The 24,427-nt window shown below is 66.0% G+C and carries 23 protein-coding genes; 8 read left to right on the forward strand and 15 right to left on the reverse strand.

The window, feature by feature from the left end:
* Positions 1–336: 336 nt before the first annotated feature.
* A complete protein-coding gene (locus tag J2Y55_RS25120) occupies positions 337–1,290 on the reverse strand; it encodes a LysR family transcriptional regulator (protein WP_310158973.1) in 954 nt (317 codons plus the stop codon).
* Between the two features lie 233 nt (positions 1,291–1,523).
* On the opposite strand from J2Y55_RS25120, the gene J2Y55_RS25125 reads away from it, so the two are divergent.
* The 6 genes from J2Y55_RS25125 (at position 1,524) to J2Y55_RS25150 (ending at position 7,566) form a co-directional block, all read left to right on the forward strand.
* Positions 1,524–2,609 (forward strand): ABC transporter ATP-binding protein, encoded by a 1,086-nt coding sequence (locus tag J2Y55_RS25125; RefSeq protein WP_310158974.1) that lies wholly within the window; start codon positions 1,524–1,526, stop codon positions 2,607–2,609.
* Between the two features lie 79 nt (positions 2,610–2,688).
* Positions 2,689–3,393 (forward strand): HAD-IA family hydrolase, encoded by a 705-nt coding sequence (locus J2Y55_RS25130; protein ID WP_310158975.1) that lies wholly within the window; start codon positions 2,689–2,691, stop codon positions 3,391–3,393.
* Positions 3,394–3,399: 6 nt separating this feature from the next.
* Complete coding sequence (locus J2Y55_RS25135; protein ID WP_310158977.1) at positions 3,400–4,713, forward strand: NAD(P)/FAD-dependent oxidoreductase; 1,314 nt, start codon at positions 3,400–3,402, stop codon at positions 4,711–4,713.
* A 103-nt stretch (positions 4,714–4,816) separates the two neighbouring features.
* The gene (locus J2Y55_RS25140) at positions 4,817–5,827 is read left to right on the forward strand and encodes an ABC transporter substrate-binding protein (protein ID WP_310159061.1); all 1,011 of its coding nucleotides are present in this window, start codon (positions 4,817–4,819) and stop codon (positions 5,825–5,827) included.
* A gap of 93 nt (positions 5,828–5,920) precedes the next feature.
* Positions 5,921–6,784 (forward strand): ABC transporter permease, encoded by an 864-nt coding sequence (locus J2Y55_RS25145; RefSeq protein ID WP_310158978.1) that lies wholly within the window; start codon positions 5,921–5,923, stop codon positions 6,782–6,784.
* Complete coding sequence (locus J2Y55_RS25150; protein ID WP_310158979.1) at positions 6,781–7,566, forward strand: ABC transporter permease; 786 nt, start codon at positions 6,781–6,783, stop codon at positions 7,564–7,566. The genes J2Y55_RS25145 and J2Y55_RS25150 overlap by 4 nt, the downstream gene beginning before the upstream one ends.
* Before the next feature lie 164 nt (positions 7,567–7,730).
* Here the strand turns inward: J2Y55_RS25150 and J2Y55_RS25155 are convergent, their stop codons facing one another.
* On the reverse strand, positions 7,731–9,008 hold the full coding sequence (locus J2Y55_RS25155) for an NAD(P)/FAD-dependent oxidoreductase (protein ID WP_310158980.1): 1,278 nt from the start codon (positions 9,006–9,008) through the stop codon (positions 7,731–7,733).
* 261 nt (positions 9,009–9,269) lie between these two features.
* Between J2Y55_RS25155 and J2Y55_RS25160 the strand changes: the two genes are divergently transcribed.
* Positions 9,270–10,091, forward strand: a complete 822-nt coding sequence (locus J2Y55_RS25160; protein ID WP_404979034.1) for a GNAT family N-acetyltransferase — start codon at positions 9,270–9,272, stop codon at positions 10,089–10,091.
* A 67-nt stretch (positions 10,092–10,158) separates the two neighbouring features.
* Here the strand turns inward: J2Y55_RS25160 and J2Y55_RS25165 are convergent, their stop codons facing one another.
* The 13 genes from J2Y55_RS25165 to J2Y55_RS25225 all read right to left on the reverse strand — a co-directional run bounded on the left by J2Y55_RS25165 (position 10,159) and on the right by J2Y55_RS25225 (position 23,002).
* The gene (locus J2Y55_RS25165) at positions 10,159–10,635 is read right to left on the reverse strand and encodes an Lrp/AsnC family transcriptional regulator (protein ID WP_310159064.1); all 477 of its coding nucleotides are present in this window, start codon (positions 10,633–10,635) and stop codon (positions 10,159–10,161) included.
* 128 nt (positions 10,636–10,763) lie between these two features.
* The gene (locus tag J2Y55_RS25170; protein ID WP_310158984.1) at positions 10,764–12,143 is read right to left on the reverse strand and encodes an aminotransferase class III-fold pyridoxal phosphate-dependent enzyme; all 1,380 of its coding nucleotides are present in this window, start codon (positions 12,141–12,143) and stop codon (positions 10,764–10,766) included.
* Positions 12,144–12,194: 51 nt separating this feature from the next.
* On the reverse strand, positions 12,195–12,611 hold the full coding sequence (locus J2Y55_RS25175; RefSeq protein WP_310158985.1) for a helix-turn-helix transcriptional regulator: 417 nt from the start codon (positions 12,609–12,611) through the stop codon (positions 12,195–12,197).
* A 239-nt stretch (positions 12,612–12,850) separates the two neighbouring features.
* Positions 12,851–13,444: an NAD(P)-dependent oxidoreductase gene (locus J2Y55_RS25180; protein WP_310158986.1), complete on the reverse strand. Its 594-nt coding sequence runs from the start codon at positions 13,442–13,444 to the stop codon at positions 12,851–12,853.
* Positions 13,445–13,465: 21 nt separating this feature from the next.
* Positions 13,466–14,326, reverse strand: a complete 861-nt coding sequence (locus J2Y55_RS25185) for a GNAT family N-acetyltransferase (RefSeq protein ID WP_310158987.1) — start codon at positions 14,324–14,326, stop codon at positions 13,466–13,468.
* A 41-nt stretch (positions 14,327–14,367) separates the two neighbouring features.
* Complete coding sequence (locus tag J2Y55_RS25190) at positions 14,368–15,090, reverse strand: cupin domain-containing protein (RefSeq protein ID WP_310158988.1); 723 nt, start codon at positions 15,088–15,090, stop codon at positions 14,368–14,370.
* A 112-nt stretch (positions 15,091–15,202) separates the two neighbouring features.
* Positions 15,203–16,228, reverse strand: coding sequence for an SIS domain-containing protein (locus tag J2Y55_RS25195; RefSeq protein ID WP_310158989.1), 1,026 nt, complete (start codon positions 16,226–16,228; stop codon positions 15,203–15,205).
* Positions 16,221–17,168 carry a carbohydrate kinase family protein gene (locus J2Y55_RS25200; RefSeq protein WP_310158990.1) on the reverse strand — a complete coding sequence of 316 codons (948 nt, stop codon included), beginning with the start codon at positions 17,166–17,168 and terminating at the stop codon, positions 16,221–16,223. Before J2Y55_RS25200 ends, J2Y55_RS25195 begins: the two co-directional genes overlap by 8 nt.
* Positions 17,165–18,241: an ABC transporter ATP-binding protein gene (locus tag J2Y55_RS25205; protein ID WP_310158991.1), complete on the reverse strand. Its 1,077-nt coding sequence runs from the start codon at positions 18,239–18,241 to the stop codon at positions 17,165–17,167. Before J2Y55_RS25205 ends, J2Y55_RS25200 begins: the two co-directional genes overlap by 4 nt.
* A complete protein-coding gene (argH, locus tag J2Y55_RS25210) occupies positions 18,241–19,758 on the reverse strand; it encodes an argininosuccinate lyase (protein WP_310158992.1) in 1,518 nt (505 codons plus the stop codon). Before argH ends, J2Y55_RS25205 begins: the two co-directional genes overlap by 1 nt.
* Before the next feature lie 4 nt (positions 19,759–19,762).
* A complete protein-coding gene (locus J2Y55_RS25215) occupies positions 19,763–20,614 on the reverse strand; it encodes a carbohydrate ABC transporter permease (RefSeq protein WP_310159067.1) in 852 nt (283 codons plus the stop codon).
* Positions 20,615–20,634: 20 nt separating this feature from the next.
* Positions 20,635–21,555, reverse strand: coding sequence for a carbohydrate ABC transporter permease (locus J2Y55_RS25220; protein ID WP_404979036.1), 921 nt, complete (start codon positions 21,553–21,555; stop codon positions 20,635–20,637).
* A 187-nt stretch (positions 21,556–21,742) separates the two neighbouring features.
* Positions 21,743–23,002, reverse strand: coding sequence for an extracellular solute-binding protein (locus J2Y55_RS25225; protein ID WP_404979030.1), 1,260 nt, complete (start codon positions 23,000–23,002; stop codon positions 21,743–21,745).
* A gap of 170 nt (positions 23,003–23,172) precedes the next feature.
* On the opposite strand from J2Y55_RS25225, the gene J2Y55_RS25230 reads away from it, so the two are divergent.
* Positions 23,173–24,426: an ROK family protein gene (locus J2Y55_RS25230; protein ID WP_310158994.1), complete on the forward strand. Its 1,254-nt coding sequence runs from the start codon at positions 23,173–23,175 to the stop codon at positions 24,424–24,426.
* The last annotated feature ends 1 nt before the right edge of the window (position 24,427 follow it).

Consider the following 24,427-nt stretch of genomic DNA (forward strand, 5'->3'; position numbering starts at 1 on the left):
GCTCCTGCCGGCGCCGCGCCTTCCCACATTCGACCCGGCTGCGCCCGAGAATGACGGGAGCGGGAGCCGCGCGGCCCTTTTCCCTTCTCCCCAATCAAAGTCGGCTGTTGCCGACTTTGACACTTTGGATTGCCCATCTCGGGCAAGCCCGAGATGGCTGGGAGAAGGCGGGCCGGCGAAGCCGGGTCGGATGAGGGCAGGAAACGCGCCGAAACAAGACTTCCCTCATCCGTCAGCGCTAAGCGCTGCCACCTTCTCCCCCGGAGGGGAGAAGGGGTCCCCGCGCCCTCTCCGTCAGGTCCAAGCATGACGGCGCAGGATCATGACATTGACCGGCTAATAGCTCGCCCGCAGCAGGCCCAGCGCGGGGTGAAGCGTGTCGATGGCCTCGATCTCGGCGCGCAACTCGGCGATGATCCAGTCGCGGATCTCTTTCACGATCGGCCGGGCCGGACGGTTGGGCGGCGTGACCAGCACGCAGACGCGGGCTCCCGCCGTCAGCCGGTCGGAAGCCGGCGTCAACGCGCCCGAGATCAGCGCATGCGAGACGACCGTGCTCCAGCCGAAGGCGATGCCCTGCCCGAGCAGCGCCGCCTGCACGACGACCGCATAATCGGAGAAGCTCAGCGTCTTGACCGGGCCGGAGCGACCGGTGGCGAAGGGTGGATATTGGCTCGGCCAGTCCAACGGGCTGTCGGTCAAGTGGATGATGGTGTTGCCGTCCTCGGCAGAGCCCGGCCCGGCCGGTTCCGGGCGGCAATAGCCCGGGCTGCAGACCGGCAGCATGACTTCCCGGATGACGAGCGACCCGGGCTGGACGACCTCGTCGGCTGCTGCGAAGCGCATGCCGAGATCGACATTCTCGACCGGGCCGCGCAACGACCCGGCGATCATCTGGAAACGCAGATCGGCGGCCGGAAAACGCCGCTGGAAGCGGTCCATGCGCGGCATCAGCCAATGCGTGGTGAAGGCCGAGGAGACCGAAAGGGTCACCGTCTCCTTGCCCGCGCGCAATTGCTCGATCTCGCGCAACCCCGCCTCGATGCTGCGGAAACCATCGGAAACGCGACGGTACAGCGTCTCCCCCTCCGGCGTCAGGACCGCGCCCTTGCCGCCGCGCTCGAACAGCCGGACGCCGAGATAACTTTCGAAGCGCGCGAGCATGCGGCTCACCGCCGGCTGGGTGACGTTCAACTCATCCGCCGCGCGCGTGAAGCTGCCGCCGCGGGCCGCCGCCTCGAACACGAAGAGCGCATTGCTCGACGACACCATGCGGCGCAGATCAGACATTACATGAGGTTATGGTTTTCCTGATTATTTGGCAATTGCTGTCTCCCGCCGAAAACCCTTTCATGAGCGGGTCGAATGCAGCTTGCGGCGACGGGTTCACAGAGGCCCGCGCCGCGTGACGGCATGCTCGGGACGGCACGGCCAGGTCATAAGCCCTCCTTATGGCGTAGCCTGAAATCGGTCCTTGTCCGCGCGCGCCGGCAGCCGCTGTATTCATGACGGGAGAGTTCGAAATGGCTGAGTTGGGCGGCGAGCGCGTCGAAATCCGGTCCGCAAGCAAGATCTACGGATCGGTGCGGGCGCTCGACGACGTGTCGCTCGATGTTGCGCCCCATGAATTCGTCTCGTTGCTGGGCCCTTCCGGCTCGGGCAAGACCACGCTGCTCGGCATCCTCGGCGGTTTCATCCAGCCTTCCGGCGGGTCGATCCATTTCGGCGGGCGCGACGTCACCTTCACCCCGCCGCACAAGCGCGACATCGGCATCGTCTTCCAGAACTACGCGCTGTTTCCGCATATGAGCGTCGGCGAGAACGTCGCCTTTCCCCTGCGGGCGCGGCGCTTGCCGAAATCGAGCTATGCCGAGCGCGTCAGGGGCGCACTCGCGATGGTCGATCTTGCCGGCTATGAGGAGCGCGGCATCGCCCAGCTCTCGGGCGGCCAGCGCCAGCGCGTCGCGCTTGCCCGGGCCATGATCTTCGAGCCGCGCCTGATCCTGATGGACGAGCCCTTGTCAGCCCTCGACAAGCAATTGCGCGAGACCATGCAGATCGAGCTGCGCCAGCTCCACAAGCGGCTCGGCGCCACCATCATCTATGTCACGCATGACCAGCGCGAGGCGCTGACGATGAGCGACCGCGTCGCCATCCTGAAGGACGGCAAGCTCGTCCAGATCGACGCGCCGGCCCGGCTGCACGACCACCCGGCCAACGCTTTCGTCGCGAGCTTCATCGGCGAGGCGACCTTGCTGCCGGTCACGCGGGTCGATGTTTCGAGCGTCACGCTCGCCGGCGCAGTGCTCAAGACCAGCCGGCCGATCGCGCCGACGGGCGATCTCGTGCTGGCGATCCAGACCGAGAAGCTTTTGATCGAGGACGGCACCGGCGCGCCCGAGCGCAACCGCTTCTCGGCTCGCGTGACCGATGTCGTCTTCCAGGGCGAGAGCCTGCGCGTCTTTCTCGCGCTTGATGACGGCGCCTCCTTAAGCCTGCGCCAACCCAGCCATTACGAGGCCGCCCGCCGCATCCCGCCGATCGGCGAGCGCCTCGCGGTCAGCCTGCATCCGCAAGACACGATCATCGTTCCGAAAACGGACGGCTGATCGAGTCCTTTATCCGTCCAACTGTCCAAATCCTTCCAACTGTCCAAATTCTTGCAACTGTCCAAGAGAAGTCGACGCCATGGCGCTCAGTGATTTCAAGGTTCTCACATTCGATGTCGTCGGCACGCTGATCGACTTCGAAAGCGGCGTTCTCAATTCCGTGCGCCGCATCGGCGGGCCAGCGGCGGCGAAGCTGAGCGACGACGAGATCTTCGCGCCCTATCTCAGGGGGCGCGAGCTCAATTACGAGCGCTCCAGCGAGGTGATGAAGCTGGTCTACATCCACCTTGCCAAGGAACTCGGCCTGCCTGCCGACGAGGCCTCCGCCGACTCCTTCCAATACGCCATTTTGCAGCATCCGGCCTTCCCGGATTCCGTCCAGGCGCTGGCGCGGCTGCGCAAGCACTACCGGCTGGTCGCGATGACCAATGCCGACCGCTCGACCTTCACCTTCTATTCGCACACGCTCGGCAACCCGTTCCACGACAGCGTCACCGCCGACGAGGCGATCCACCCCAAGCCCGATCCGCTGTTCTTCGCCTTCAACCGCGGCCGCCAATCGGCCTTCGGCTACAAGCAGGAGGAGATCCTGCACGTCGCCCAAAGCCAGTATCACGACATCGGCGTGGCGAAATCGCTCGGCTACAAGACCTGCTGGATCGAGCGGCGCCAGGGCCAGAAGGGTTTCGGCGGCACGCCGGCCGTGCCGCAATTGACCAAGCCCGACTACCACTTCCCGACCTTGGCGGCGCTCGCCGACGCGGTCGAGGCCGAAAAGGCGTAAGCGCCAGTGCCCGGCGAAGCGCCCTGGCAAGCCCTCGATCCCGCCCCGTCGCTCTGGCAGGCAACGGCCGCGCCATTGCACGACCTGCCGCCCCTTCAGGGCGACGCACAGGCCGATGTCGTCATCATCGGCGCGGGTTATACGGGGCTGTCGGCGGCGCATCATGTGGCGCAAAGCGGCCTTCGGCCGATCGTGCTGGAGGCCAACCGGCCGGGCTGGGGTGCAAGCGGGCGCAATGGCGGCGTCATCACCGCCAAATTCCGCATCTCCTTCCCCGCCATTGCTGCCGCTTATGGCCGGGACATGGCGCGGCGCATGTACGATATCGCGCTTGAGGCGACAGATATCGTCTCCGAGCTCGTCGAAGAATTCGGCATAGACAACGCGGCCCTGACGCGCTCGGGCCAGGTCAAGGCGGCGCATAACCACGAGACTCTGAACTACGCCATCACCGAGGCGCAATGGCTGAAGGCCGAGCTCGGCGACACCACCATGTCGGTGCTCAGCGCCGATCAGGTGCGCGAGGAGACCGGCTCGGACGGCTTCGTCGGCGGCGTGCTCAATGCCGGCTCCGGCGGCATCCACCCGCTGAACTACCTGCATGGCCTCGCCAGGGGCGTCGCCAAACGGGGCATCGCGATCCATGCGGAAACGCCGGCCTTGCGGCTGCGGCGCGAGGGCAGTGGCGTGCTGGTCGAGACGCCGAGTGGAATCGTCCGGGCGCGGCAGGCGATCATCGCCACCAACAGCTATTCCGACCTGACCCCGGCGACGGCCGCGTTCCGCACCACGCTGATCCCGTTCCGCAGCGCCATCATCGCAACCGAAAAACTCTCGCCCAATCTGGCAGCGAGCGTGATGCCGACCCGGCGGACCTATACCGAGACCAAGCGGATGATGCGCTGGTTCCGCATGGTCGACGACCGGGTGATCTTCGGCGGGCGCGGCGCCTTCGGGAAGAAGGATTCTCCCGCCGCCTTCCGCGCCTTGCACAAGGCGATGACCGGTATCTTCCCGCAGCTTTCGGAGGTGCCCCTGGCCTATCGCTGGTCCGGGCTGGTCGCGATGACGCTCGACTCGGTGCCCCATGTCGGGCGCCTCGACGACCGCGTGCTGTTCGCCATGGGCTATAATGGCGCGGGCGTCGCGATGTCGAGCCTGATGGGGCGCTACCTTGCTGCCTACGCACGTGGCGAGGCGCCCGATCTCGGGCTGCTCGATGCCGCCCGGATGCGGCGCGTGCCCTTCTACCCGCTTCGAGAACCGGCCGTCCGCATGGTCGCCGGCTGGTATCAGTTTCTAGACGCGATCGGACGGTAGCTCGAGGATCCGATCCAAAAACAGGGGACTAGACATGCTTAAGCACGATTTGGCCAAACGACGCCTGAACACCCGGCTTGCCTGCGCTACTGCAGGTCTCGCCATGGCGCTGATGAGCACGGTCCCGGCATTCGCCGCCGAGCAGATGCTCTTCGTCTCGCAGGGCGGCGCCTATCAGAAGGCGCAGACGATCGCGATCCTCGACCCCGCCGCCAAGAAGCTCGGCATCACCATCAACCAGGACAGCGTGCCCGACGCCTGGCCGATCATGCGTTCACAGGTCGCCACGGGTAAGCCGACCTGGGACGTCGTCGACGTCGCCACCAATTTCTGCCTGCGCGGCGGCGAGCAGGGCATCGTCGAGAAGCTCGACTTCAGCAAGATCCCGAACGCGGCAGCGATGCCGGCGGAGTATCGCAGCGATTATTCGGTCGCCTACGAATTCTATTCCAGCGTGATGGGCTACAGCCTGAAGAAATTCCCGGACGCGGCCACCGCGCCCAAGACCTGGGCCGATTTCTGGGATGTGAAGAAGTTCCCGGGCCGGCGCTCGCTGCGCAACCACCCGCTCGCCACGCTCGAAGCCGCACTGATGGCCGACGGCGTCGCGCCCGACCAGCTCTACCCGCTCGATGTCGACCGCGCCTTCAAGAAGCTCGAGGAGATCAAGCCCAATATCACCGTCTGGTGGACCTCGGGCGCACAGTCGGCCCAGCTCCTCAACGATGGCGAGGTCGACATGGTGATGGCCTGGAACGGCCGCATCAGCGCGCTGGTCAAGGAAGGCGCCAAGGTCACCTACACCTACAACCAGGGCATCCTGCAGAGCACCTCGCTCTGCGTGCTCAAGGGCGCGCCGAACCTGCCGACCGCGATCAAGTTCCTGAACGAGGCGGTCGATCCGGTGCACCAGGCCAATCTGCCGATGCAGATCGATTACGGCCCGGCCAACCCGAAAGCCTACGACACCGGCGTGATCCCGGCGGCGCGCGTCGCGGAACTGCCGAGCGCGCCGGCGAACGCCAAGGCCCAGGCGTTGATGTCCTATGCCTGGTGGACCTCGGCTGACGGCGAAGCGGCGGAAAAGCGCTGGCTCGCCTTCACCCAGAAGTGAGGAACGTCACTCTCGGGGCCGCGCCAGGCGCGGACCCGAGACCCTCTTGCAGGAGATGCTCGGGCCAAGCCCGAGCATGACGGGAAAGACGAGATGAGCGCCATCGACCCATCCCTCCGCTACCGGCGCCGCGAACAGGGGCTGATGCTCCTGCTCGCCTCGCCGGCCGTGATCGTGATCGTGGCGCTCGTCGTGCTGCCCGTGGGCTGGCTGATGGGCCAGTCCTTCTATGATGGCGGCTTCACGCTGGAGCACTACAAGCGCATCTTCAGCGAGGACATCTATTGGCGCAGCTTCCTGCTGACCTTCCGCATCGCGTTCACGGTCACGGTCCTGACGCTCATCCTCGGCTATCCCGTCGCCTATGCCGCCGCCCATGCCAGGCGGCCCTGGGACATGCTGATCCTGTCCTTCGTGATCCTGCCGTTCTGGACCAGCGTCCTGGTGCGCGCCTATGCCTGGCTCGTGCTGCTGCAACGCACGGGCGTGGCCAATCAGGTGCTCGAACGGTTCGGACTGATCAGCGACCCGCTGGCGCTGGTGCATAACGAGCTCGGCACGGTGATCGCGACCGTCCACATCCTGCTGCCCTTCATGGTGCTGCCGCTCTACTCGACCATGCAGAAGATCCCGCGCGACCTGATGCTGGCCGGTGCGAGCCTCGGCGGCGGGCCGCTCCATACCTTCCTGCGCGTGTTCCTGCCCTTGTCCCTGCCTGGCGTCGTCGCCGGGCTGACGCTGGTCTTCGTGCTGACGCTCGGCTTCTACATCACGCCGGAGCTGCTCGGCGGCGGTCGGACGATCATGATCTCGATGGTCGTGAGCCGGAATGTCGAGCTCTACAATCAATGGGGCGCGGCGAGCGCGATCGGCGTCGTTCTGCTCGTCTGTGTGCTGGCGATCTTCATGCTGGTCGGCCGCGTCATCCCGCTCGACAAGATGCTGGGGCAGAAATGAAACATCCCCTCTTACCCCGTCTCGCCTTCGGCCTCTTCGTCGGGCTGGTGCTGGCCTATCTGATCGTGCCGCTCGCGATCATCGTGCCGATGTCGTTCTCCGGCACGCGCTTCCTGACCTTCCCGCCGCCGTCCTTCTCACTGCGCTGGTATGAGGAGTATTTCGGCAACCCGGCCTGGATGCAGGCGACCAAGGTAAGCCTGACGATCGCGGCGCTGACGGTCGCGCTCGCGACGCCGCTCGGCGTGGCCGCCGCCTATGCCATCAGCAATTCGCAGAGCCGGCTGATGCGCTCGCTCCACATGGTGCTGATGCTGCCGCTGATCGTGCCGATCATCATCATCGCGATCGGCATCTTCTTCGTCTATGCGAAGGTCGGCCTGATCGCGACGCTGCCCGGGCTCGTTCTCGCCAATGTCATGCTCGGCCTGCCCTATGTCATCACCTCGGTGGTCGCCGGGCTGCAGAGCTTCGATCCGGCGCAGGAGATGGTGGCGCGCAGCCTCGGCATGAACCGCCTGCGCGCCTTCCTCACCGTGACCCTGCCGCAGATCAAGGCCAGCGTCTTCGCCGGCGGCATCTTCGCCTTCATCTCGGCGATCGACGAGACGATCATCTCGCTCTTCGTCTCGGGCGGGCAGTATCAGACGCTGACACGACGGATGTTCACCGCGCTGCGCGACGAGATCGACCCGACCATCGCCTCGATCTCGACCTTGCTGACGGCGGCCTCCTTCGTGCTCGTGCTGCTGGCGATGAGCGGGCAGAAGAAGGCGGCGTAACGAGCACGGGACGCTCTGCCCATAGAGGCTGTTCCGAAACTCGCTCCGGTGAGTCGGCTGGCGCGGATTTCGAGAATCGGAGCGCAGCGGACTTCTTGTCCGTGAGCACCGGAAACGCAGAAAGCTGCGTCAGACGGCCGCCGGAGTAGAGTTTCGGGGCAGGCTCAATGCCGCCAGTCCTGATAGCGATAATAGGCTCCCACGAAGGGCAGGAACCAGGGCGGGCCGAAATGACCGGGCACGGCCGGCCAGTCGAGCCCGGCCAGCGGGTTCGCCTTGGCGTCGCCGCCCATGACGCGCGCCATGATCTGCCCCATATGCACCGACATCTGCGTGCCATGGCCGCTATAGCCCAGCGCGTAGAACAGGCCGTCGCGCTCGCCGGCGCGCGGCAGGCGGTCCGAGGTCATGTCGACCAGCCCGCCCCAGCAATAATCGATGCGTGTGCCGGCGAGCTGGGGGAAGAGCTCCAGCATCCGCGCCTGCAGGATTGCGCCGCTCTTGGCGTCCGATTTCGGGCTCGACAGCGCAAAGCGCGCCCGCCCGCCGAAGATCAGCCGGTTGTCGGGCGTCAGGCGGAAGTAATTGCCGATATTCTTGGTCGTCGTCGCGGTGCGTCGCGTCGGCATGATCGAGGCCGCGAGATTATCCGAGAGCGGCTCGGTCGCGATGATGAAGCTGCCGACCGGAACGATGCGCCGCCGCAACCAGGCGAAGGGGCCCTGCCGGGAAGCGCCGGTCGCCAACAGAACCTGCCCGGCCTCGATCTCGCCGCGCGTCGTCACGACCCGATGCGCGCTGCCGTTCAAGCGATGAAGGCCGGTGACGCGGGCATTCTCGAAGATGCTGGCGCCGCGCCGCGCCGCCGCATTCGCCAGGCCAACGCCGAAGCGGCCCATATGCATATGGGCGCCGCGCGGGAAGACGAGGCCGCCATGGAAGCCGTCCGAGCCGATCTCGCTCCTGATCTCTTCCGGCCGCACGATGACGAGATCGGGCTCGACCGTGCGCTGCAGCAGTTCGGCGCTTTTTTCGAGCTTGGCAAAATGCTCGGGCTTGGCGGCAAGCTTGATCTTGCCGGTGCGGCGGAAATCGCAATCGATCGCCTCCTCCGCGACCAGCGCCTCGACCTGATCGACGGCGGCGTCAAAAGCGCGGTAGAGCGCACACGCAGGTTCGAGCCCGAGGCTCGCGGCCAGGCCACCAAGATCATGCGCCGTGCCGTTGTTGCAATGCCCGCCATTGCGGCCAGAAGCCTCGCCAATGACGCGGCCGGCCTCCAGAACAGCCACATTCGCCCCGGACTTCGCCAGGGCCAGCGCCGCCGACAGGCCGGTGAAACCGCCGCCGACTATGGCGACATCGACCTTGCCGGCCAGTGGTCCAGCTGCATCCGCATCAAAGCGCGGCGCCGAATCGAGCCAATAAGGTTCCAGTTTCATGAGCATACGGGTCCGCGCGTCGGCATGAGCTATCAGGGTCAGCGAAGCGTATCGAGCCGATCCGGGCAAATATCGACCCCGGATCAGTTCCAACCCCGCAGCCTCACCTTGCACCAAGTTAAGCCTCTGTATTGTATGAATTTTACTATTCTCGAATGCTCCCGACGGTCCTATACTTGCGTTCCATTTCGCACGAGGCCAGCAGCGGTGGTTTACAGAACGGCCAAGCGCAAACTCGACTACGACATCGAGATCCGGGCGATGACCGAAGCCGATCTGGTGCAGGCGCATCAGCTCTCGATCGGCGTCGGCTGGCCGCATCGCCCCGAGGATTGGCGGCTGGTGCTCGAGATCGGGCACGGCTTCGTCGCCTGCGACGCGATCGGACGCGCGCTCGGCTCGGCGATGTGGTGGCCTTTCGGTGAGCATTTCGCCACCTGCGGCATGGTCATCACCTCGCCCAGGCTGCAGGCGCAAGGTGCGGGACGGCGCCTGATGGACACGATCTTCGAGCAGTCCGGCGCGCGCGATCTGCGCCTCAATTCGACGCGGGCTGGCTATCGGCTCTATCGCTCGCTCGGCTTCGAGCCGGTCGGGCGCATCTTCCAGCACCAGGGCCGGCCCCAGCTTTCGGAGCCCCCGACCGGGGACGAGATTGCAGTGCGCGGCGTCGTCGCAGCCGATCGCGACGCCATCGCCCGCCTCGACGGCATGGCCTATGGTGCGGACCGGGCGCGGGTGATCGCGGCCTTGATGGCGCAATCGGCCGGGACGATCGTCGAGCGCAATGGCGAGGTCGTCGGCTTCGCTTTGTGCCGGCGCTTCGGCCGCGGCCATGTCGTCGGGCCGATCGTCGCCGAGGACGACGCGATGGCGATCGCGCTGACGAGGCCGCATGTGGCTGCGCATGAAGGCGCTTTCCTGCGCATCGACACCGCCCAGGAACAAGGCTTGTTCGGCGGCTTCCTCGAAACCTGCGGCATGACGATCTTCGACAGCGTGACGACGATGATCCGCGGCCGCAATCACGGCGCGCAGGGCGCTGCACGCACCTTCGGGTTGGTCAACCAGGCGCTGGGCTGACCTGGAGCAATGTCCGATCCGATTTCACGCGAACCGGTGTCCACTTCGCTCGAAAACGCTCTCGCGATCAGGTTTCGAACAGCACCGGCAGCGGATAGCCCGATTTCTGGATCGGCGTCTTGATGACGATGTAGCTGAAATATTTCGAGATGCCGAGATTACGGTCGAGCAGTGTCTCGATCAGCGACTGATAATGCGTCAGCCCGCGCGTCACGAACTTGACCAGATAGTCGTAGCCGCCGCTGACCAGATGGCATTCCACCACCTCGTCGACCCGCCGCAGCGCGGTCTCGAAGCGGATGAAATACTCCTTGGTATGATCGGCCAGCGTGATCTCGGTGAAGACCGTGATGGTCTCGCCAAGCTTCTGCAGGTTGATCGTCGCGCCATAGCCGGAAATGAAACCGGCCTGCTCCAGCCGCTTCACCCGCAGCAGGCAGGGGCTTGGCGACAAGCCCACCGCATCGGCCAGGGTGACATTGGTCATCCGGCCATTGTTCTGGAGCTCGACCAGAATCTTCATGTCGATGCGGTCGAGCCGCACGCCCGGTGTCACGACGAAAGCCTCACCATCTCGCTCCTCAAGCCGGACATTCCCGTCTCACCGGCCGGGAGAGCGTAGACGGTTCGGCTGGCCTCGGCAAAGCGAGGATCATGCCGGCATCGCCGCGCTCAGCGCAGCTCCGCCTTGACCTCGGGAATGGCGAGCATGTCGTCGAGCGTCTGGCGCAGGCGCGCGACGATCAGATCGATCTCGCTCTCGCTGCAGCAGAGCGGCGGAGCGAGCCCGATGATGTCGTCGGCGAAGGCCCGGAAGATCACGCCATTGGCGTAACCGCGCGCAAAGAGATGCTCCGGCAGCCTGGCCGCACGGGAGAATTTCTCCTTGCTCGCCTTGTCGGCGACGAGCTCGATGCCGGCGAGCAGGCCGCGCGCCCGGACCTCGCCGACGAGGGGATGGTCGGCAAGCGTTGCCAGCTTCTTTTCGAAATAAGCGCCGACGCGCTGGCCATTGGCGAGGATGCCGCCCTCGTCATAGAGCCGCAGCACCTCGAGCGCGACGGCGGCCGAAACAGGATGGCCGGAATAGGTCTGGCCATGGCCGACCGGCCCACCGTCGGGGGCATTGTCCTTGATGCCGTTATAGACCTTCTCGCCGATCGCGAGCGCGCCCAGCGGCGCATAGCCCGAGGTCAAGCCCTTGGCCATCGTCATCATGTCCGGCACCACGCCTTCCGCCTCGCAGGCGAACATCGGCCCGGTGCGGCCGAAACCTGTGATGACCTCGTCGGCCAGGAAGAGGATGTCGAGTTCGGCCGCTGTGTCGCGCATCGCCTTGAGCCAACCCTTCGGCGGCACGATGACGCCGCCGGAGCCTACGACCGGCTCGCAGAAGAAGGCCGCGACATTGTCCGCTCCGAGTTCCTCGACCTTGGCGCGAAGCGAGGCGACGCTGGCCGCGATCACCGCCGCATCGTCGGAACCGGTCGGGTTGCGATAGGCATAAGGAGCGGCAACGTAGTGCCGGACATGGGAGGGGAAGTCGAAATTCGCATGAAAGGCCGGCAACGCGGTGACGCCGGCGCCCGTCGAGCTCGAGCCGTGATAGCCGCGCTCCAGCGAGAGGATGGCCTTCTTCGTCGGCCGGCCGGTGACATTGTAGTAGAACTGGATGAGGCGCAGCGCAGTATCGATCGCATCCGAACCGCCTAGCGAGAAATAGATGTGGTTGAGGTCCCCGGGCGTGATCTCGGCGAGCTTGGCCGCGAGCAGGATCGTCGGCTCGCTGCCGAAGCTGAAATAGCCGGTCGCATAGGGCAGTTCACGCATCTGCGCGGCTGCCGCCTCGACGATGCTCTCATGGCCATAGCCGACATTGACGCACCAGAGGCCGGCGAAGCCGTCGATCAATTCATGTCCGTCCGCATCGGTGATGAAGGCGCCCTTGGCCGACTTCATGATGGTGACGCCGCGCTTCTCATGACCCGCCCAGTTCGCCACCGGGTGGACCCAATGCATGCGGTCGAGAGCTTCGAGCGAATTGACGGTCATGGGCACAGGCCTTGGTCAGTGTGTCTTCTGGAAAACGAAGGATCGGACGCGTCAGACCGCGACGGCCTGGACATAGCCGCCGCGCGCGGCCCGAGGCCTCTCGGGCTGCGCCAGGTCGCGCAGATAGCGCCCGGGCGTCACGCCGCAGATGCTCTTGAAATGGCGCGAGAGGTGGCTCTGGTCGAAGAAGCCGGCCTCGGATGCGGCCTGCGCCATCGGCACGCCCTCGCGCAGCAGCGCCTTGGCATGGCGAATGCGCCGGTGACAGATGAAGCGATGCGGCGTCAGGCCGACCTGCCGGCGAAACACCGTGACGAAGCGACAGACGCTCAGGCCCGCGAGAACGGCGAGGTCCTCGAGATAGACACTGTCGGTGAAATGCCGCTCGATATGGACAAGCGCACGCCGGATTCCGGGATTGATCCCGGGCGGGAGCTTTTCGCCGAAATCAAGAACGGGCTCTTGCATGGATCCGCTTTCCTCGCTCACGGCGCCGGCGCCGCTTCGTCACAAGGCTAGAGGCAAGCCGCCATGCTGTCGGCGCGGCGTGGCGGGCCGCGCCGACATCCCCTGCGCAATTGGCTCGCGGCGACAGCAGATCATGCTTCGAGCGCTCTCGATCGCTCCATGGGCAATAGACCTACCCAAGCAGAGGTGCCTCGGCATGCTGGCCATGCTAAAAGTGAGAGCAGGATGTCGTCTTCCGGCTAGATCATGCCGGCGATATGGCTGGTGATCAGCACGCGGGGATCGCTCCAGAGCGCATGGCCCTTGGGAAGCTGCGCCTCGGAGGAGACATCCAGCATGGCAGCCGAAACCTGGCCATCGTCGAGCGCAGCGAGCAGCGCATCCTGATCGAGATGATCGCGATCGCCCGCACTCAGCAGCCTCGCACCACGCGGCAATCTCGCGAAAAGCGCGGCATCGAGCCTGATGCGCGCCTCCCCGGCCGGCGGCGACAGGCACACCAGGATCTCGCTGCGGGCGAGAAATGCCGCCATCGCGTCGGGGCCGGCAGAACAGGCGACGCCGTCGATCTCGCACCGCGAACCGCTCCAGCCCGCGACCTGGAAGCCAAAGCCCGCGAGCTTGCGGCAAGCCGCCTGGCCCAGCGCGCCCAGCCCGAGAACACCGACATGGCGGCTCGAAGCGGGCAGGATTCGCATCTGCTGCCAGCCCTGGCTGCGCTGCATGGCGATATAGGGCACAAGGTCGCGATGCAGCGCCAGTACCGACATGGTGACATATTCCACCCTGCCATCGACGATGTCCAGCCGGTCGGATTTGGAAAGAAGCACCATCATATCCGCCTGTTCTGAGACTCAGCCGAGTGCCTGGTTGATCACCGCGTAGAGCTGCGCGGGCCCTGACGGAACCGGTTTTTCGCCGCGCACCATCGAGGTCACGGGGCCCGCAGGTTTCAGGCCATTCTGCATCAGCCAATCCTCCAGCCCGGTATCCAAGGGAATATCGATCCGCAGGAACTGGCCGCGTCGTTCATAGAGCCAATGCGCGATCAGAGCTTGCGCATCGCCGCCATTGGTAGCGACCACCGGGCCGATGACATGCCCCCGGCCGAAACGGCGCAGGATACTGAAGCCGGCAGCTTCGCCGTCTCGCTCCAGCACGATGCATTCGCCGCAAGCGAGGAGCACCTTGAGCGCCGGCTCGCGTGGCAGGCCCGTTGCCTGCGTATCGAACCGCTCCAACAGCGGCAGGTCATCGGGGCCGCCAAGACGCAGCATCTCGCCGGGTTGCAGCACCGGCGCGACGTCAGCACGCGATACGCCATGATACTGGAGCACGCCGCCCCAGGGCACGAAGCCGTTCCTGGCGTAAAGCGGCTCGCCCGCCACCGTGGCGTTGAGCAGCTGCGAGCGCCCCTGCGTCTGTTCGAGCAGCGCGCGTATCAAGTGCTTGCCGATGCCGCCGCCCTGCTGCGCGGGCGAGACGATGATCGAGCCGAGCGTGGCGTGCGTCTCGCCATAGGGCCACCAGAGCGCCGACGCCACGATCTCGTCGCCCAGCGTCGCCACGACGCCATGGCCGAGATCGATCAGCATCTCCCAATCCTCGACGCGATGCGGCCAGCCGACCGCGTGCGACAGCGTCTGGCAGGCGGCAGCATCGGCCAGCGCAACCTCGCGCAGGATCAGCGCCTCTTGAGGGGCAGTGTCGGACATGACGGACTCCAGAGCCGGGAACGCGGCGCGAGCGCTGACGCTCAGCCGGCGACCTCCTGCACGACATAGAACTTGGCGACGTGAACGCTGCTGTCCCAGGCGCAGGGCGCGCCATGGGCGACGAAGACGCTGTCGCCTTGATTGACGCGTGTCACGGTTCCATCCGGCCCGGTCAGATCAATGCTACCCGTCACCACATGCATCAGCTCGTTGAGGCGGTGCGGGCGCAAAATCCGGCGATAGGGCGTCGAATCCCAGGTGCCCGCCCGGAAGCGCGTAGCCTCGTCGGTGAAGGCGTTGAAGCTGCGGCATTGCGGCGTCGGCCCGACCAGCGCCTCGACCGGCGGCGCGGCGGAGGGCGAAAGCGGCGCGTCCGCCAGGATCTCCTGCAAGCCTGGCGCAGCCGAGAATGCGCCAGTCGCAGCGCAGAAAACAAGACGCGTGCCGGGTGCAGCCTCGGCCTTCACCACGGTTCCGCGCGCGATCACGGCGGCGCGGCCGGGTGAAAGCTCCAGGGCAGCCTTGCCGGGCTCGGCAAGACGCAGATGGCCCGAGACCACCACGACGAATTCGGTGTGCGGAAACGCTGCGCTCTCATAGGCACCGGCCAGATTCACCCGGCCCGCAGCCATGGCGTCAGGCCCCGTCCAGGCGATGTCGCGCCCGGCGCCGAAGGGGTCGTTCTCGCCGAGCGCGGCCGACCGGAAGGGCGTGGCGAGCGGCGCATCGCCGGCCCGGTTGAGAAGAAGGATTCCTGAGGACATCAGCCGCTGTTCCATCATTCGAGATGTTCCCGAGCTAACGCGAATGGCCCGGCCGTGATTGGACGGTTTTGTCGGCGCGCACCGGGACTGCTCTACGCGCGACCGATCCCGGTCAAAGCGTCCGGGTCACCTTGTTGAGATGCGGGGGATTGTCGGGATCGAGCCCGCGCGCGACCGCAAGCGCGGCAATGCCGCCATAGAAAGCCCGCGCCTGGACGAGCGGGGCGAGCGCGGCAGAGACGTCAGGCGGCATCGGCAGGGCCGCGCCGATATTCGAGCCATGTCCGGCATAGGCGATCTCAGCGCCAAAGCGCGCGAGCGCCGAAGCGACGGACAAGGTGCTGTCGCGCCCCTCATCGGCTGGATCGAGCACGATCGCCGGGAAGCCCGGACCGACCAGCGCCAAAGGTCCATGCAGCACTTCGGCGGCGCTGAAGGCTTCGGCGTGGATGCGGCAGGTCTCCTTGAACTTCAGCGCCATTTCCTGCGCGATGCCGAGACCGAGGCCACGGCCGATCACATAGAGGCTGGCGGCATCCTTCAGCCCTGCGAACATCGGCGACCAGTCGCAATCGCCCGCCTCGGCGAGCAACCGCGGCGCCTGCTCCAGCGCCGCGACGAGCGCCTCGTCCTGGCTCCAGGCCGCCGTGAGATGAAGGAAGGCGATGCAGGTGGCGAGGAAGCTCTTCGTCGCCGCGACGCTTTTCTCCGGCCCCGCCCGCAACGGAACCAGCACATCGACCAGACCCGCCAGCGGCGAAGCCTCGTCATTGACGAAGCCGACCACCAGCGCGCCGCCGCGCTTGGCGGCCTCGGTCAGGCGCAAGGCGTCGGGACTATGGCCGGATTGCGAGACGGCGATGAACAACGCCCCGGAGAGATCAAGCTTGCCGCCATAAACCGAGGCCAGGCTCGGGCCGAGCGACGCCACCGGCAAGCCCAGCGTCCGCTCGATCAGGTATTTGCCATAGGTCGCGGCATGGTCCGACGAGCCGCGCGCGCAGCTCGCGACGAAGGCTGGCCTTTGCCGGCGCAAGAGTTCGCCAAGCTCTGCCATGACCACGGCATTGCCCGTGATCTGCCTGTCGGCGACCAGGGCGGCTTCGGCGGCCTCGCTCGTCAGGAGCGCTTCAGGCATCGATGCGACCATGCTCCTCGAGCAGCGTCTTGCTGATATCGGCGACCCGGCCGCGAGCGAGCCGCATACCGGCGCCGCCCACCCCCTGGACCGACAGCGTCCCGCAGGCGATCCCCTCGGCAAGGGCCTGGCTCGGCGGACGGCCCGCGATCCAGGCCGCGATGAAACCGGCATTGAAGGCATCACCCGCGCCGGTGGTATCGAGAACCGGGCCGCCCTGTGGCGCGGGCAGGTTCAGGCTCTGCTCGCGCTGGAACAGGCGTGCACCGGCCGCACCATCCTTGATGACGACGACGGGGAAATGACGGGCGAGCCGGCGGCCCGCCTGGTCGAGATCCTCGCAACCGGCAATCGCCCGGGCCTCGGAGGCGTTGGGCAGGAAGATATCTGTGCCGGTCGAGCGCAGGACGAGATCGGGATCGTGGATCAGGGCGTCGTCCCAGCTCGGATCAAGCGAGACGGTGAGGCCTGCGAGCTTGGCGAGCGAGACCAGTTCCGGACTCTCGGCGAGCGTCGCGAATTCGGCGATGTGCAGATGGCGCGCCTCGGCATCTGCCAAGGCGGCTTCGAGAGTGGTGGGCCGCGCCTTGCCGGCCCGGCGCGACAGGAAGGCGCGTTCGCCTGCTTGCACCATCACCACGGTGGGTTGCGGCCCGGCATCGGGCGCCCGCTCGAGCCAGCGCAGATCGACACCGCTCTGCTGCAGGGCCGGTGCGATGACCTCCGACAACGGATCGGTTCCGATGCGCGCGAGCAGCGCCGCCCGCTCACCGAGCGACGCCAGATGGGCCGCCGTGATGAAGCCGCCGCCGCCCGGCACGACCGAGACATCCTTGGCGAAGCGCTCCTCGCCGAGCCTGGGCAGCGCTTCCAACCCCCGGAAGACGAGATCGCAATAGAGCCGGCCGATGCTGAGGACGAGATTGCGCCCGCCAGTCATAGCGCGCGCTCGCTTGCGGCATCGAACAGCGTCAGGCTGGCCACGGGCGCACCGAGCCGCACGGCCGCGCCGACAGCAGGCGGCGACTTGGCGGGAGCCGAGGCCAGGATCAGCCCGCCGCCGAACTCGACATGGACGAAGGTCTCGGAGCCGAGCGGCTCGATCACCGCCACGATGCCGGTCAGCACGAGATCGGCCGGCTCGTCGCCCGCCAGAACACGCAATTGCTGCGGCCTGACGCCGACGAGGACATCCGCGGGAATCCCCTCCGGGCTGCCCGGCAAGGCGACCGGTTTTTCGCCCAGTGTCAGCGTCGCAATCCCGGCCTGGATCGTTACGCAGCCAGGCAGGACATTCATGGTCGGCGAGCCGATGAAGCGGGCGGTGAAGACATCGGCGGGCTTCTCATAAAGCTCCATCGGTGCGCCGACCTGGAGGATGCGGCCATCGCGCATCACGACGATGCGGTCAGCCAGGGTCATCGCCTCGACCTGGTCATGCGTGACGAAGACGATGGTGGTGCCGAGCCGCTGGTGCAGGCGCTTGATCTCGAGCCGCATCTGCGCACGCAATTGCGCGTCGAGATTGGAGAGCGGCTCGTCAAAGAGGAAAACCGTGGGGTCGCGCACCATGGCGCGGCCGATGGCGACGCGCTGGCGCTGGCCGCCGGACAAGGCCGAGGGCCTGCGCTCCAGCAACGGCTCCAGCCCGAGAATGCCGGCGACCTGCTCGACCCGCTTGCGCTTCTCGGCCTTGTCGAGCTTGGCGGTATGGAGGCCGAAGCCGATATTCTCGGCGACGCTCATATGCGGATAGATCGCATAGTTCTGGAACACCATCGCGATGTTGCGATCCTTCGGCTCCAGCCGGTTCACGACCTTGCCGCCGATGCTGATCTCTCCACCGTCGATGTCCTCCAGCCCCGCGATCATGCGCAAGGTCGTCGACTTGCCGCAGCCTGAAGGGCCGACGAAGACGACGAACTCGCCATCGGCGACGGTGAGGTCGATGCCGTGGACGACCTGCGTCGCGCCATAGCGCTTGATCAGCCCTTGAAGTTCGATACCCGCCATTACGCCGTTTCCATCAGGGCGGCGAAGGCCGCGTCGAGTTCCTGCCGCGCCGCTTGTTCGCGCATGGCTATGTCGGCTGCAGCGCCATCGGCCGCATCGAGCCTGGCGCGATAACCCGCCAGCGCCTTGCCCAGCGCCTGCGGTCCCGGCCCGCCGAAGCGCTCGCGCACCGCGACGAAGTTTTCCGGCGACACCACGTCCGCGAAATCGCCTGCCATCAGCGCCGGCTCACGGCCGGTGTGATGGCGGAAGGCCTCGAGGAAGGGGGCATAGCCATCGCGCGGCAGATCGCCGTCGAGCGCGACGACGGCGCGCGCGACGCTGGCTGCAATCTCATGCGCGGCTCGGAAGGAGAGCCCCTCGCGGCGCACCAGCGTATCGGCGAGTTCGGTGATGGTGATGCAGGAGCGGCGGATGTTCTCGGCGACACGGCGGCCGTCGACGCTCATCGATGGCAGCAGCGCGGCGAGCAGATCGAGCACGCGCTCGCCCGTGGCGAAGGCCTGGTAGCCGGCCTCGTTGGTCTCGCCTTCCGCGTCGTTCATGTCGGTGAAGGGGGTGTTGTGGACGACGTCCCTGACCAAACGGGCGCGCGCCATCGCCTGCGAGGAGAGATGGCGCAGATGTTCGATCGGCACCGGATTGCGCTTCTGCGGCATGATCGAGGAGATCTGCACGAAGGCATTGGGCACATAGAGCTGGCCGACCTCGAAGGCGGTCCAGACCTGGAGGTCCTGGATCAGTCGGCCGAGATGCAGGAAGACCAGTTCGACCGCGCTATAGGTCGCGGTGACGTAGTCGATCGCGGCGATGCAGCCATAGGAATTCTCCAGCGGCGCGGCGAAACCCAGGAGATGCGCGACACGGGCTCGGTCGAGCGGGAATCCCGAGGTGGTGATCGCGGCCGCGCCCATCGGCGAAAGGTCGAGCAATGCGCGCGCCTGCAGCAATCGCTCATGGTCGCGCAGCATCACTTCGACGGCCGCTGCCAGGTAGTGCCCGAAGGTCGTCGGCTGGGCCGGCTGGCCATGGGTGTAGGCGACGATCAGCGTCGCCTTCTCGCGTTCGGCCAGGGCCAGTGTCGCGGCGATCAGCGCGCGCAGCTTGGCCGCGAGCCGGTCGAGGCGCGGCTTCAGCGCCAGCTTGAACAAGGTATGGTCGATATCGTTGCGCGAGCGGCCGGTGTGCAGACGGCCGGTGTCGTCGGGGCTGAGCCGCTTGCGCAGCTCCGCTTCGATCAGGAAGAAGAAATCCTCGACCTCGCCGGTATAGCTCAACGCGGCCGGATCGATCTCCGCATCGATCTCAGCGAGCGCCCTGGCGATACTGCCTGCGGTCTCGCGCGGCAGGATGCCGGTCTCGGCCAGCATGACGAGATGGGCGCGGTCGATGGCGCGGAAAGCCTCGACATGATGGGTCTTGGCCCCGTCGAAGAGCGGGCGCAGCACCGTTTCCTTGTATACCGGATCAGGGAAGACGGAGGCGTCGCTCAGGCGCGGATCTGCATATCTGCTCATCGGATCAACCCTTCAGACCGGCCATCACGACGCCGCGCACGATGTAGCGCTGCAGCACGAGGAAGACCGTCAGCGTCGGCAGCGTCGCGAGCGCCGCGCCCGTCATGATCAGCTCCCACTGGATCTGCGACTCCACGGCGAAGCTCGAGAGGCCGACGGGCAGCGTGTAAAGTTCCTTGCTGGTCGTCACGATCAGCGGCCAGATGAAGGCCGTCCAGTTGCTCAGGAAGGTGAAGATCGCGAGCGCCGAGAGCGCTGGCGTCACCAGCGGCATGGCGATGCGCCAGAAGATCGCGAATTCGTTGAGCCCATCGACGCGGGCGGCTTCGAGGAAATCGTCGGGCACCGTCTCGAAGAACTGCTTCATCAGGAAGGTGCCGAAGGCCGTCATCATGCCCGGGAACATGATGCCCCAATAGCTGTCGAGCCAGCCGAAATTCCGGGCCATGACGTACCAGGGAATGACCAGCATCTCGGTCGGGATCATCAGGGTCGAGAGGATCGCCAAGAAGACGAAGTAGCGCCCGCGGAACTGGAATTTCGCCAGGGTGTAGCCGACCAGGCTGTCGAAGAAGACGTTCGACAGCGTCACCGCCGTGGCGATGCCCAGCGAATTGCCGAACCAGCGCAGAAAGCGCCCGTCGGACAGCACCGTGACATAGTTGTCGAGCGTCGGATGGGCCGGCACCAATCTGAGATCATAGACCTCGGAGGCGTCCTTCAGCGAGGTCGAGAACATGAAGAGCAGCGGCGTGATCATCAGCACGCCGCCCGCAAGCAGCAACAGCCAGATGGCGATGCGGCCGGGTTTGAAACGGCCAGACTTGGCAAGAGCAGACTTGGCGAGAGCTGGCATGGTAAAGGACAGCGCGGCCATCAGCGGTCCCTCAGCAGGCGCAATTGCAGGAAGGAGACGGCGAGCAGGACGAGGAAGAGCACCACTGTCTGCGCCGCCGCATAGCCCATCTCGAAGGAGGAGAAGGCGGTCTGGTAGATCATCAGCACCAGCGGCTTGGTGGCGTTCAAAGGCCCGCCGGGATCGCCGCTCGTCATGTTGTAGACCTGGTCGAAGATGCGCAGGAAGCCGATTGAGGAGAACACGACGAGGAAGATGATCGTCGGCTTCAGCAGGGGAATCGTGATCCGGCGCAGGATCGTCAGATTGGAGACGCCGTCGATGCGCGCCGCCTCGTAATAGGTGTTGGGGATGGCGCGCAGGCCGGCGAGGAAGATCACCACCTGGAAGCCTAAGCCCGCCCAGATCGCCGGCGCCAGCACCGAAGGCAGAGCCTGGCTGGTCGAACGCAGGAAGGGCTGCTGCGGCAGGCCGAAGCCTGAGAGCAGATCGTTGATCATGCCGATCGGCACCGGCTGGTAGAACCAGCGCCAGACCCAGGCCATGGCCGCCGCCGTCGTGAGGAAGGGCAGGAAATAGAGCGCCCGGATGAAGCCGTGCAGGAAGCGGACGCGGTCGAGGTGATAGGCGATGGTGAAGGCCAGGATCAGGCTCACCGGCGTGCCGATGGCGAGATAGAGCACGGTGTTGCGGAAGACCTGCCAGAACACGACATCGGCCCAGAGCCGCTGGAAGTTCGCCAATCCGACGAAGCCGGGCTTGGAGAACAGGTTCCAATTGGTCGTCGACAGATAGAACGCCTCGACCGTCGGATAGAAGCGGATCAGCGCATAGAACAGGATCGGGACGGCCAGGAAGGCCCAGGCCCAGACGACCTGCTTCCGGCGCAGGGAGAGCCCGCCCCAAAAGCGGCCGCCGGAGGTCTCCTGTTGGATTGGCATGCTCATCGCGACGAGATCTGAACTCTACGGGAAAACTGTTTCTGGTCGCCCCGCCACGTCATTCCGGGCGGAGCGAAACGGAGACCCGGAATCCATCGGAGGGTTCCGGAGCTCCAGGATGGATTCCGGATCGGAGCGGCTTCGCCGCTTGTCCGGAATGACGATGCGGTTTCGAGGGAACCCGCCCCTACTTCTTGTAGAACTTGTCGAGGATCGCCTGTTCCGCCTTGGCCGCCTCAGCGAGCGAGGCCTTGGCGTCCTGGTTCTGGATCAGCACGCGGTTGATCATGTCGAGCGAGACCTGGCGCTGGCCCATCTCGTCGACGAAGACCGTGGCATGGGAATAGTTCAGCGCCTTGAGGAAGGGCCCATAGATCGGGTGGTTCAGGTTCTTCTCCGTCTCGGCCGCTGCCTTGCGGGCCGGCAGTTCGCCGACAGTCTCGAGCCAGAGCTGCATCGCCTCGGGCGAGGTGACGAAGGCCATGAACTTCTTGGCGGCTTCGAGCTTCTCGCCGGTCGGCTTGGCGGTGATGGCGTTGACCCAGTAGCTGGCGAAGTTCGCCTTCTTGCCGTCCGCGCCCGCCGGCAGTTCGGCGACGCCCCACTCGAAGGCCTTGATCGCCCCGAACCCGCCGAGCCGGAACGAGCCGTCGATGGTCATTGCGGCGCGGCCGGCGCGGAAGGCGGCCTGACCTTCATCCATGAAGCCGACCTGGCCGACCTTGTGGACACGCTGGAGATCGGCATACCAGTTCAGGGACTTGGCGCCGGCCTCGCTGTCATAGGTGACCTTCCTATTGTCGTCGCTATAGGGCGCGCCGCCATTCTGGCGCAGCAGCGTCTCACGCCACCAATGATAGTCCTGCCCGGGGAAATCGAGCGTGATGCCGGCCGAGAGCATGTTGCCGGCAGCGTCGCGCTTGGTCGTCTTCTTGGCCGCGTCGAGGAGTTCGTCGATCGTCGCGGGTGGCTTGGCGGGATCGAGACCCGCCTCCTGGAACAGCTTCTTGTTGTAGAACAGCGCCAGCGAGCGCACCGCGGTCGGCAGGCCGTAATACTCGCCATCGCGCTTCATCGCGGAGACGATCGGATAGAATTCCTTCTCGATCATCGCCGGCGGAAAGGCGTCGCGCGGCAGCGGCTGGATGAATTTGGCGGCGACGAAATTGTCGAGCCAGCCATAGAACAGCTGCACCACATCCGGCCCCTGGCCGGCGGGAACGGCGGCCGCGATCTTGGTCTGGTAGTCGGCATAGGGGAAGGTCGTGTGCTTGACCTTGATATTGGGATTGGCAGCCTCGAACCGCTTGATCAGCTCGTTCATCGCCTTGATGCGGGCGTCGAAGACATATTGCCAATATTCGATCTCGACCGTCTGAGCCGCCGCGCCGGTGACTGCACCGAACGAAACCAGCAGACCCAACAGCATTCCTCGAAAGCCGCGCATGATCCTCTCCCCTGTCGTGACGACGCCTGTGCCCTTGCCCTCAAATTCGGCATTCAAGACGTGCGACCGTCATGCTCGCTCCAGCCCCACCATCCTGTCAATCGATTAATTCACTTGAGTTGGATTAATCGAAAGCGCAGCCTGTCGATCTCAAGAAGCACTGGCCCATCATGCCTCACCGCCGCTCTTCCCCGTCCCGCAGCGTCGCCGTCGGCACCAATCCCGAGCGAACGCGCAGCCATAACCGCCGCGTGGTGCTGGAGACGGTGCGCCAGCACGGCCGGCTCGGCCGCTCCGACATCGCCGCCCTGACGCGGCTGACGGCGCAGGCGGTCTCGAACATCGTCGCGGAGCTGGTCGATGAAGGTTTCCTGATCGAGTTGGGCCGCCGGCGCACGGCGCGCGGCCAGCCGCCGATGGAGCTTGCGGTCAATGCCGATGGCGGCATGACAGCCGGCATGGAGATCGCCGCCGACCACATCACCACCGTCCTGGTCGATCTCGCCGGCGAAGTCCGGGCGCAGCGCATCGTGCCCCTGGGCAATTCCGGGCTCGAGGCCGTGCAGGCGCTCGCCGCTGCCGAACTCGCCCTTGCCCGCACCGGGGCGGGATTGCCACGCCGCCTGCTCGGCTGCGGCGTGGTGATGCCGGGCCCGTTCGAGATCGAGGGGATGAACTCGGTCGGCTCATCACCCCTGCCGGGCTGGGCCGGGCACGATGCCGGCCAGCTCCTGTCATTGGCACTGCAAACACCCGTCACGATCGAGAACGACGCGACGGCGGCCGCCGTCGGCGAGCATCTGCATGGGCTGGGGCGGAATCTGCGGCATTTCTGCCTGATCTATTTCGGCGCGGGCCTGGGGCTCGGCAGCATCATCGGCGGGCAGCCTTATCGCGGCGCCTTCGGCAATGCCGGCGAGATCGGCCATATCCCGGTGGTTCAGCACGGGCTCGCCTGCGCCTGCGGCGGCCAGGGCTGCCTCGAACGCTATGCTTCGACCCATGCGCTGAGCGAGGCCCTGCGCGCCGCCGGGATTGCCCATGCCGGCCCCGATGAGGTCGCGCGGCTGCATCTGGCCGGGCACCCCGCCGTGCTGGGCTGGATCACGGAAGCGGCCCGGCTGCTCGCGCCGATGCTGGTGATGCTGGAAAACCTGTTCGACCCGGAGACGATCATCCTAGGCGGCGGCTTGCCCGATGGCGTCATCGACGCCTTGATCGACGCGATGTCGCCTTTGGCCGTCTCGGTCTCGAACCGCTCCGGCCGCAGCGTGCCGCGCGTGCAGCGCGGCGCGACCGGCAGGCTCACGGCGGCTCTTGGCGCAGCGGCCTTGCCGCTACTCGACACGATGACGCCGAAACTCGACCGCACCGTCCTGCATGAGCAGGACGAGACCGCGGCGGCAGAAGAGCAGACCTCCTAAG

This window comes from Allobosea sp. BE125 (assembly GCF_031456075.1).
Classification (GTDB): Bacteria; Pseudomonadota; Alphaproteobacteria; order Rhizobiales; family Beijerinckiaceae; genus Allobosea.

What these genes read in the sequence shown, in the direction of transcription:
- J2Y55_RS25120 (WP_310158973.1), bottom strand. Translation starts at nt 1,290, where the DNA reads ATGTCTGATCTGCGCCGCATGGTGTCGTCGAGCAATGCGCTCTTCGTG.
- J2Y55_RS25125 (WP_310158974.1), top strand. Translation starts at nt 1,524, where the DNA reads ATGGCTGAGTTGGGCGGCGAGCGCGTCGAAATCCGGTCCGCAAGCAAG.
- J2Y55_RS25130 (WP_310158975.1), top strand. Translation starts at nt 2,689, where the DNA reads ATGGCGCTCAGTGATTTCAAGGTTCTCACATTCGATGTCGTCGGCACG.
- J2Y55_RS25140 (WP_310159061.1), top strand. Translation starts at nt 4,817, where the DNA reads ATGGCGCTGATGAGCACGGTCCCGGCATTCGCCGCCGAGCAGATGCTC.
- J2Y55_RS25145 (WP_310158978.1), top strand. Translation starts at nt 5,921, where the DNA reads ATGAGCGCCATCGACCCATCCCTCCGCTACCGGCGCCGCGAACAGGGG.
- J2Y55_RS25150 (WP_310158979.1), top strand. Translation starts at nt 6,781, where the DNA reads ATGAAACATCCCCTCTTACCCCGTCTCGCCTTCGGCCTCTTCGTCGGG.
- J2Y55_RS25155 (WP_310158980.1), bottom strand. Translation starts at nt 9,008, where the DNA reads ATGAAACTGGAACCTTATTGGCTCGATTCGGCGCCGCGCTTTGATGCG.
- J2Y55_RS25160 (WP_404979034.1), top strand. Translation starts at nt 9,270, where the DNA reads ATGACCGAAGCCGATCTGGTGCAGGCGCATCAGCTCTCGATCGGCGTC.
- J2Y55_RS25170 (WP_310158984.1), bottom strand. Translation starts at nt 12,143, where the DNA reads ATGACCGTCAATTCGCTCGAAGCTCTCGACCGCATGCATTGGGTCCAC.
- J2Y55_RS25175 (WP_310158985.1), bottom strand. Translation starts at nt 12,611, where the DNA reads ATGCAAGAGCCCGTTCTTGATTTCGGCGAAAAGCTCCCGCCCGGGATC.
- J2Y55_RS25180 (WP_310158986.1), bottom strand. Translation starts at nt 13,444, where the DNA reads ATGGTGCTTCTTTCCAAATCCGACCGGCTGGACATCGTCGATGGCAGG.
- J2Y55_RS25185 (WP_310158987.1), bottom strand. Translation starts at nt 14,326, where the DNA reads ATGTCCGACACTGCCCCTCAAGAGGCGCTGATCCTGCGCGAGGTTGCG.
- J2Y55_RS25190 (WP_310158988.1), bottom strand. Translation starts at nt 15,090, where the DNA reads ATGTCCTCAGGAATCCTTCTTCTCAACCGGGCCGGCGATGCGCCGCTC.
- J2Y55_RS25195 (WP_310158989.1), bottom strand. Translation starts at nt 16,228, where the DNA reads ATGCCTGAAGCGCTCCTGACGAGCGAGGCCGCCGAAGCCGCCCTGGTC.
- J2Y55_RS25200 (WP_310158990.1), bottom strand. Translation starts at nt 17,168, where the DNA reads ATGACTGGCGGGCGCAATCTCGTCCTCAGCATCGGCCGGCTCTATTGC.
- J2Y55_RS25205 (WP_310158991.1), bottom strand. Translation starts at nt 18,241, where the DNA reads ATGGCGGGTATCGAACTTCAAGGGCTGATCAAGCGCTATGGCGCGACG.
- argH (WP_310158992.1), bottom strand. Translation starts at nt 19,758, where the DNA reads ATGAGCAGATATGCAGATCCGCGCCTGAGCGACGCCTCCGTCTTCCCT.
- J2Y55_RS25215 (WP_310159067.1), bottom strand. Translation starts at nt 20,614, where the DNA reads ATGCCAGCTCTCGCCAAGTCTGCTCTTGCCAAGTCTGGCCGTTTCAAA.
- J2Y55_RS25220 (WP_404979036.1), bottom strand. Translation starts at nt 21,555, where the DNA reads ATGCCAATCCAACAGGAGACCTCCGGCGGCCGCTTTTGGGGCGGGCTC.
- J2Y55_RS25225 (WP_404979030.1), bottom strand. Translation starts at nt 23,002, where the DNA reads ATGCGCGGCTTTCGAGGAATGCTGTTGGGTCTGCTGGTTTCGTTCGGT.
- J2Y55_RS25230 (WP_310158994.1), top strand. Translation starts at nt 23,173, where the DNA reads ATGCCTCACCGCCGCTCTTCCCCGTCCCGCAGCGTCGCCGTCGGCACC.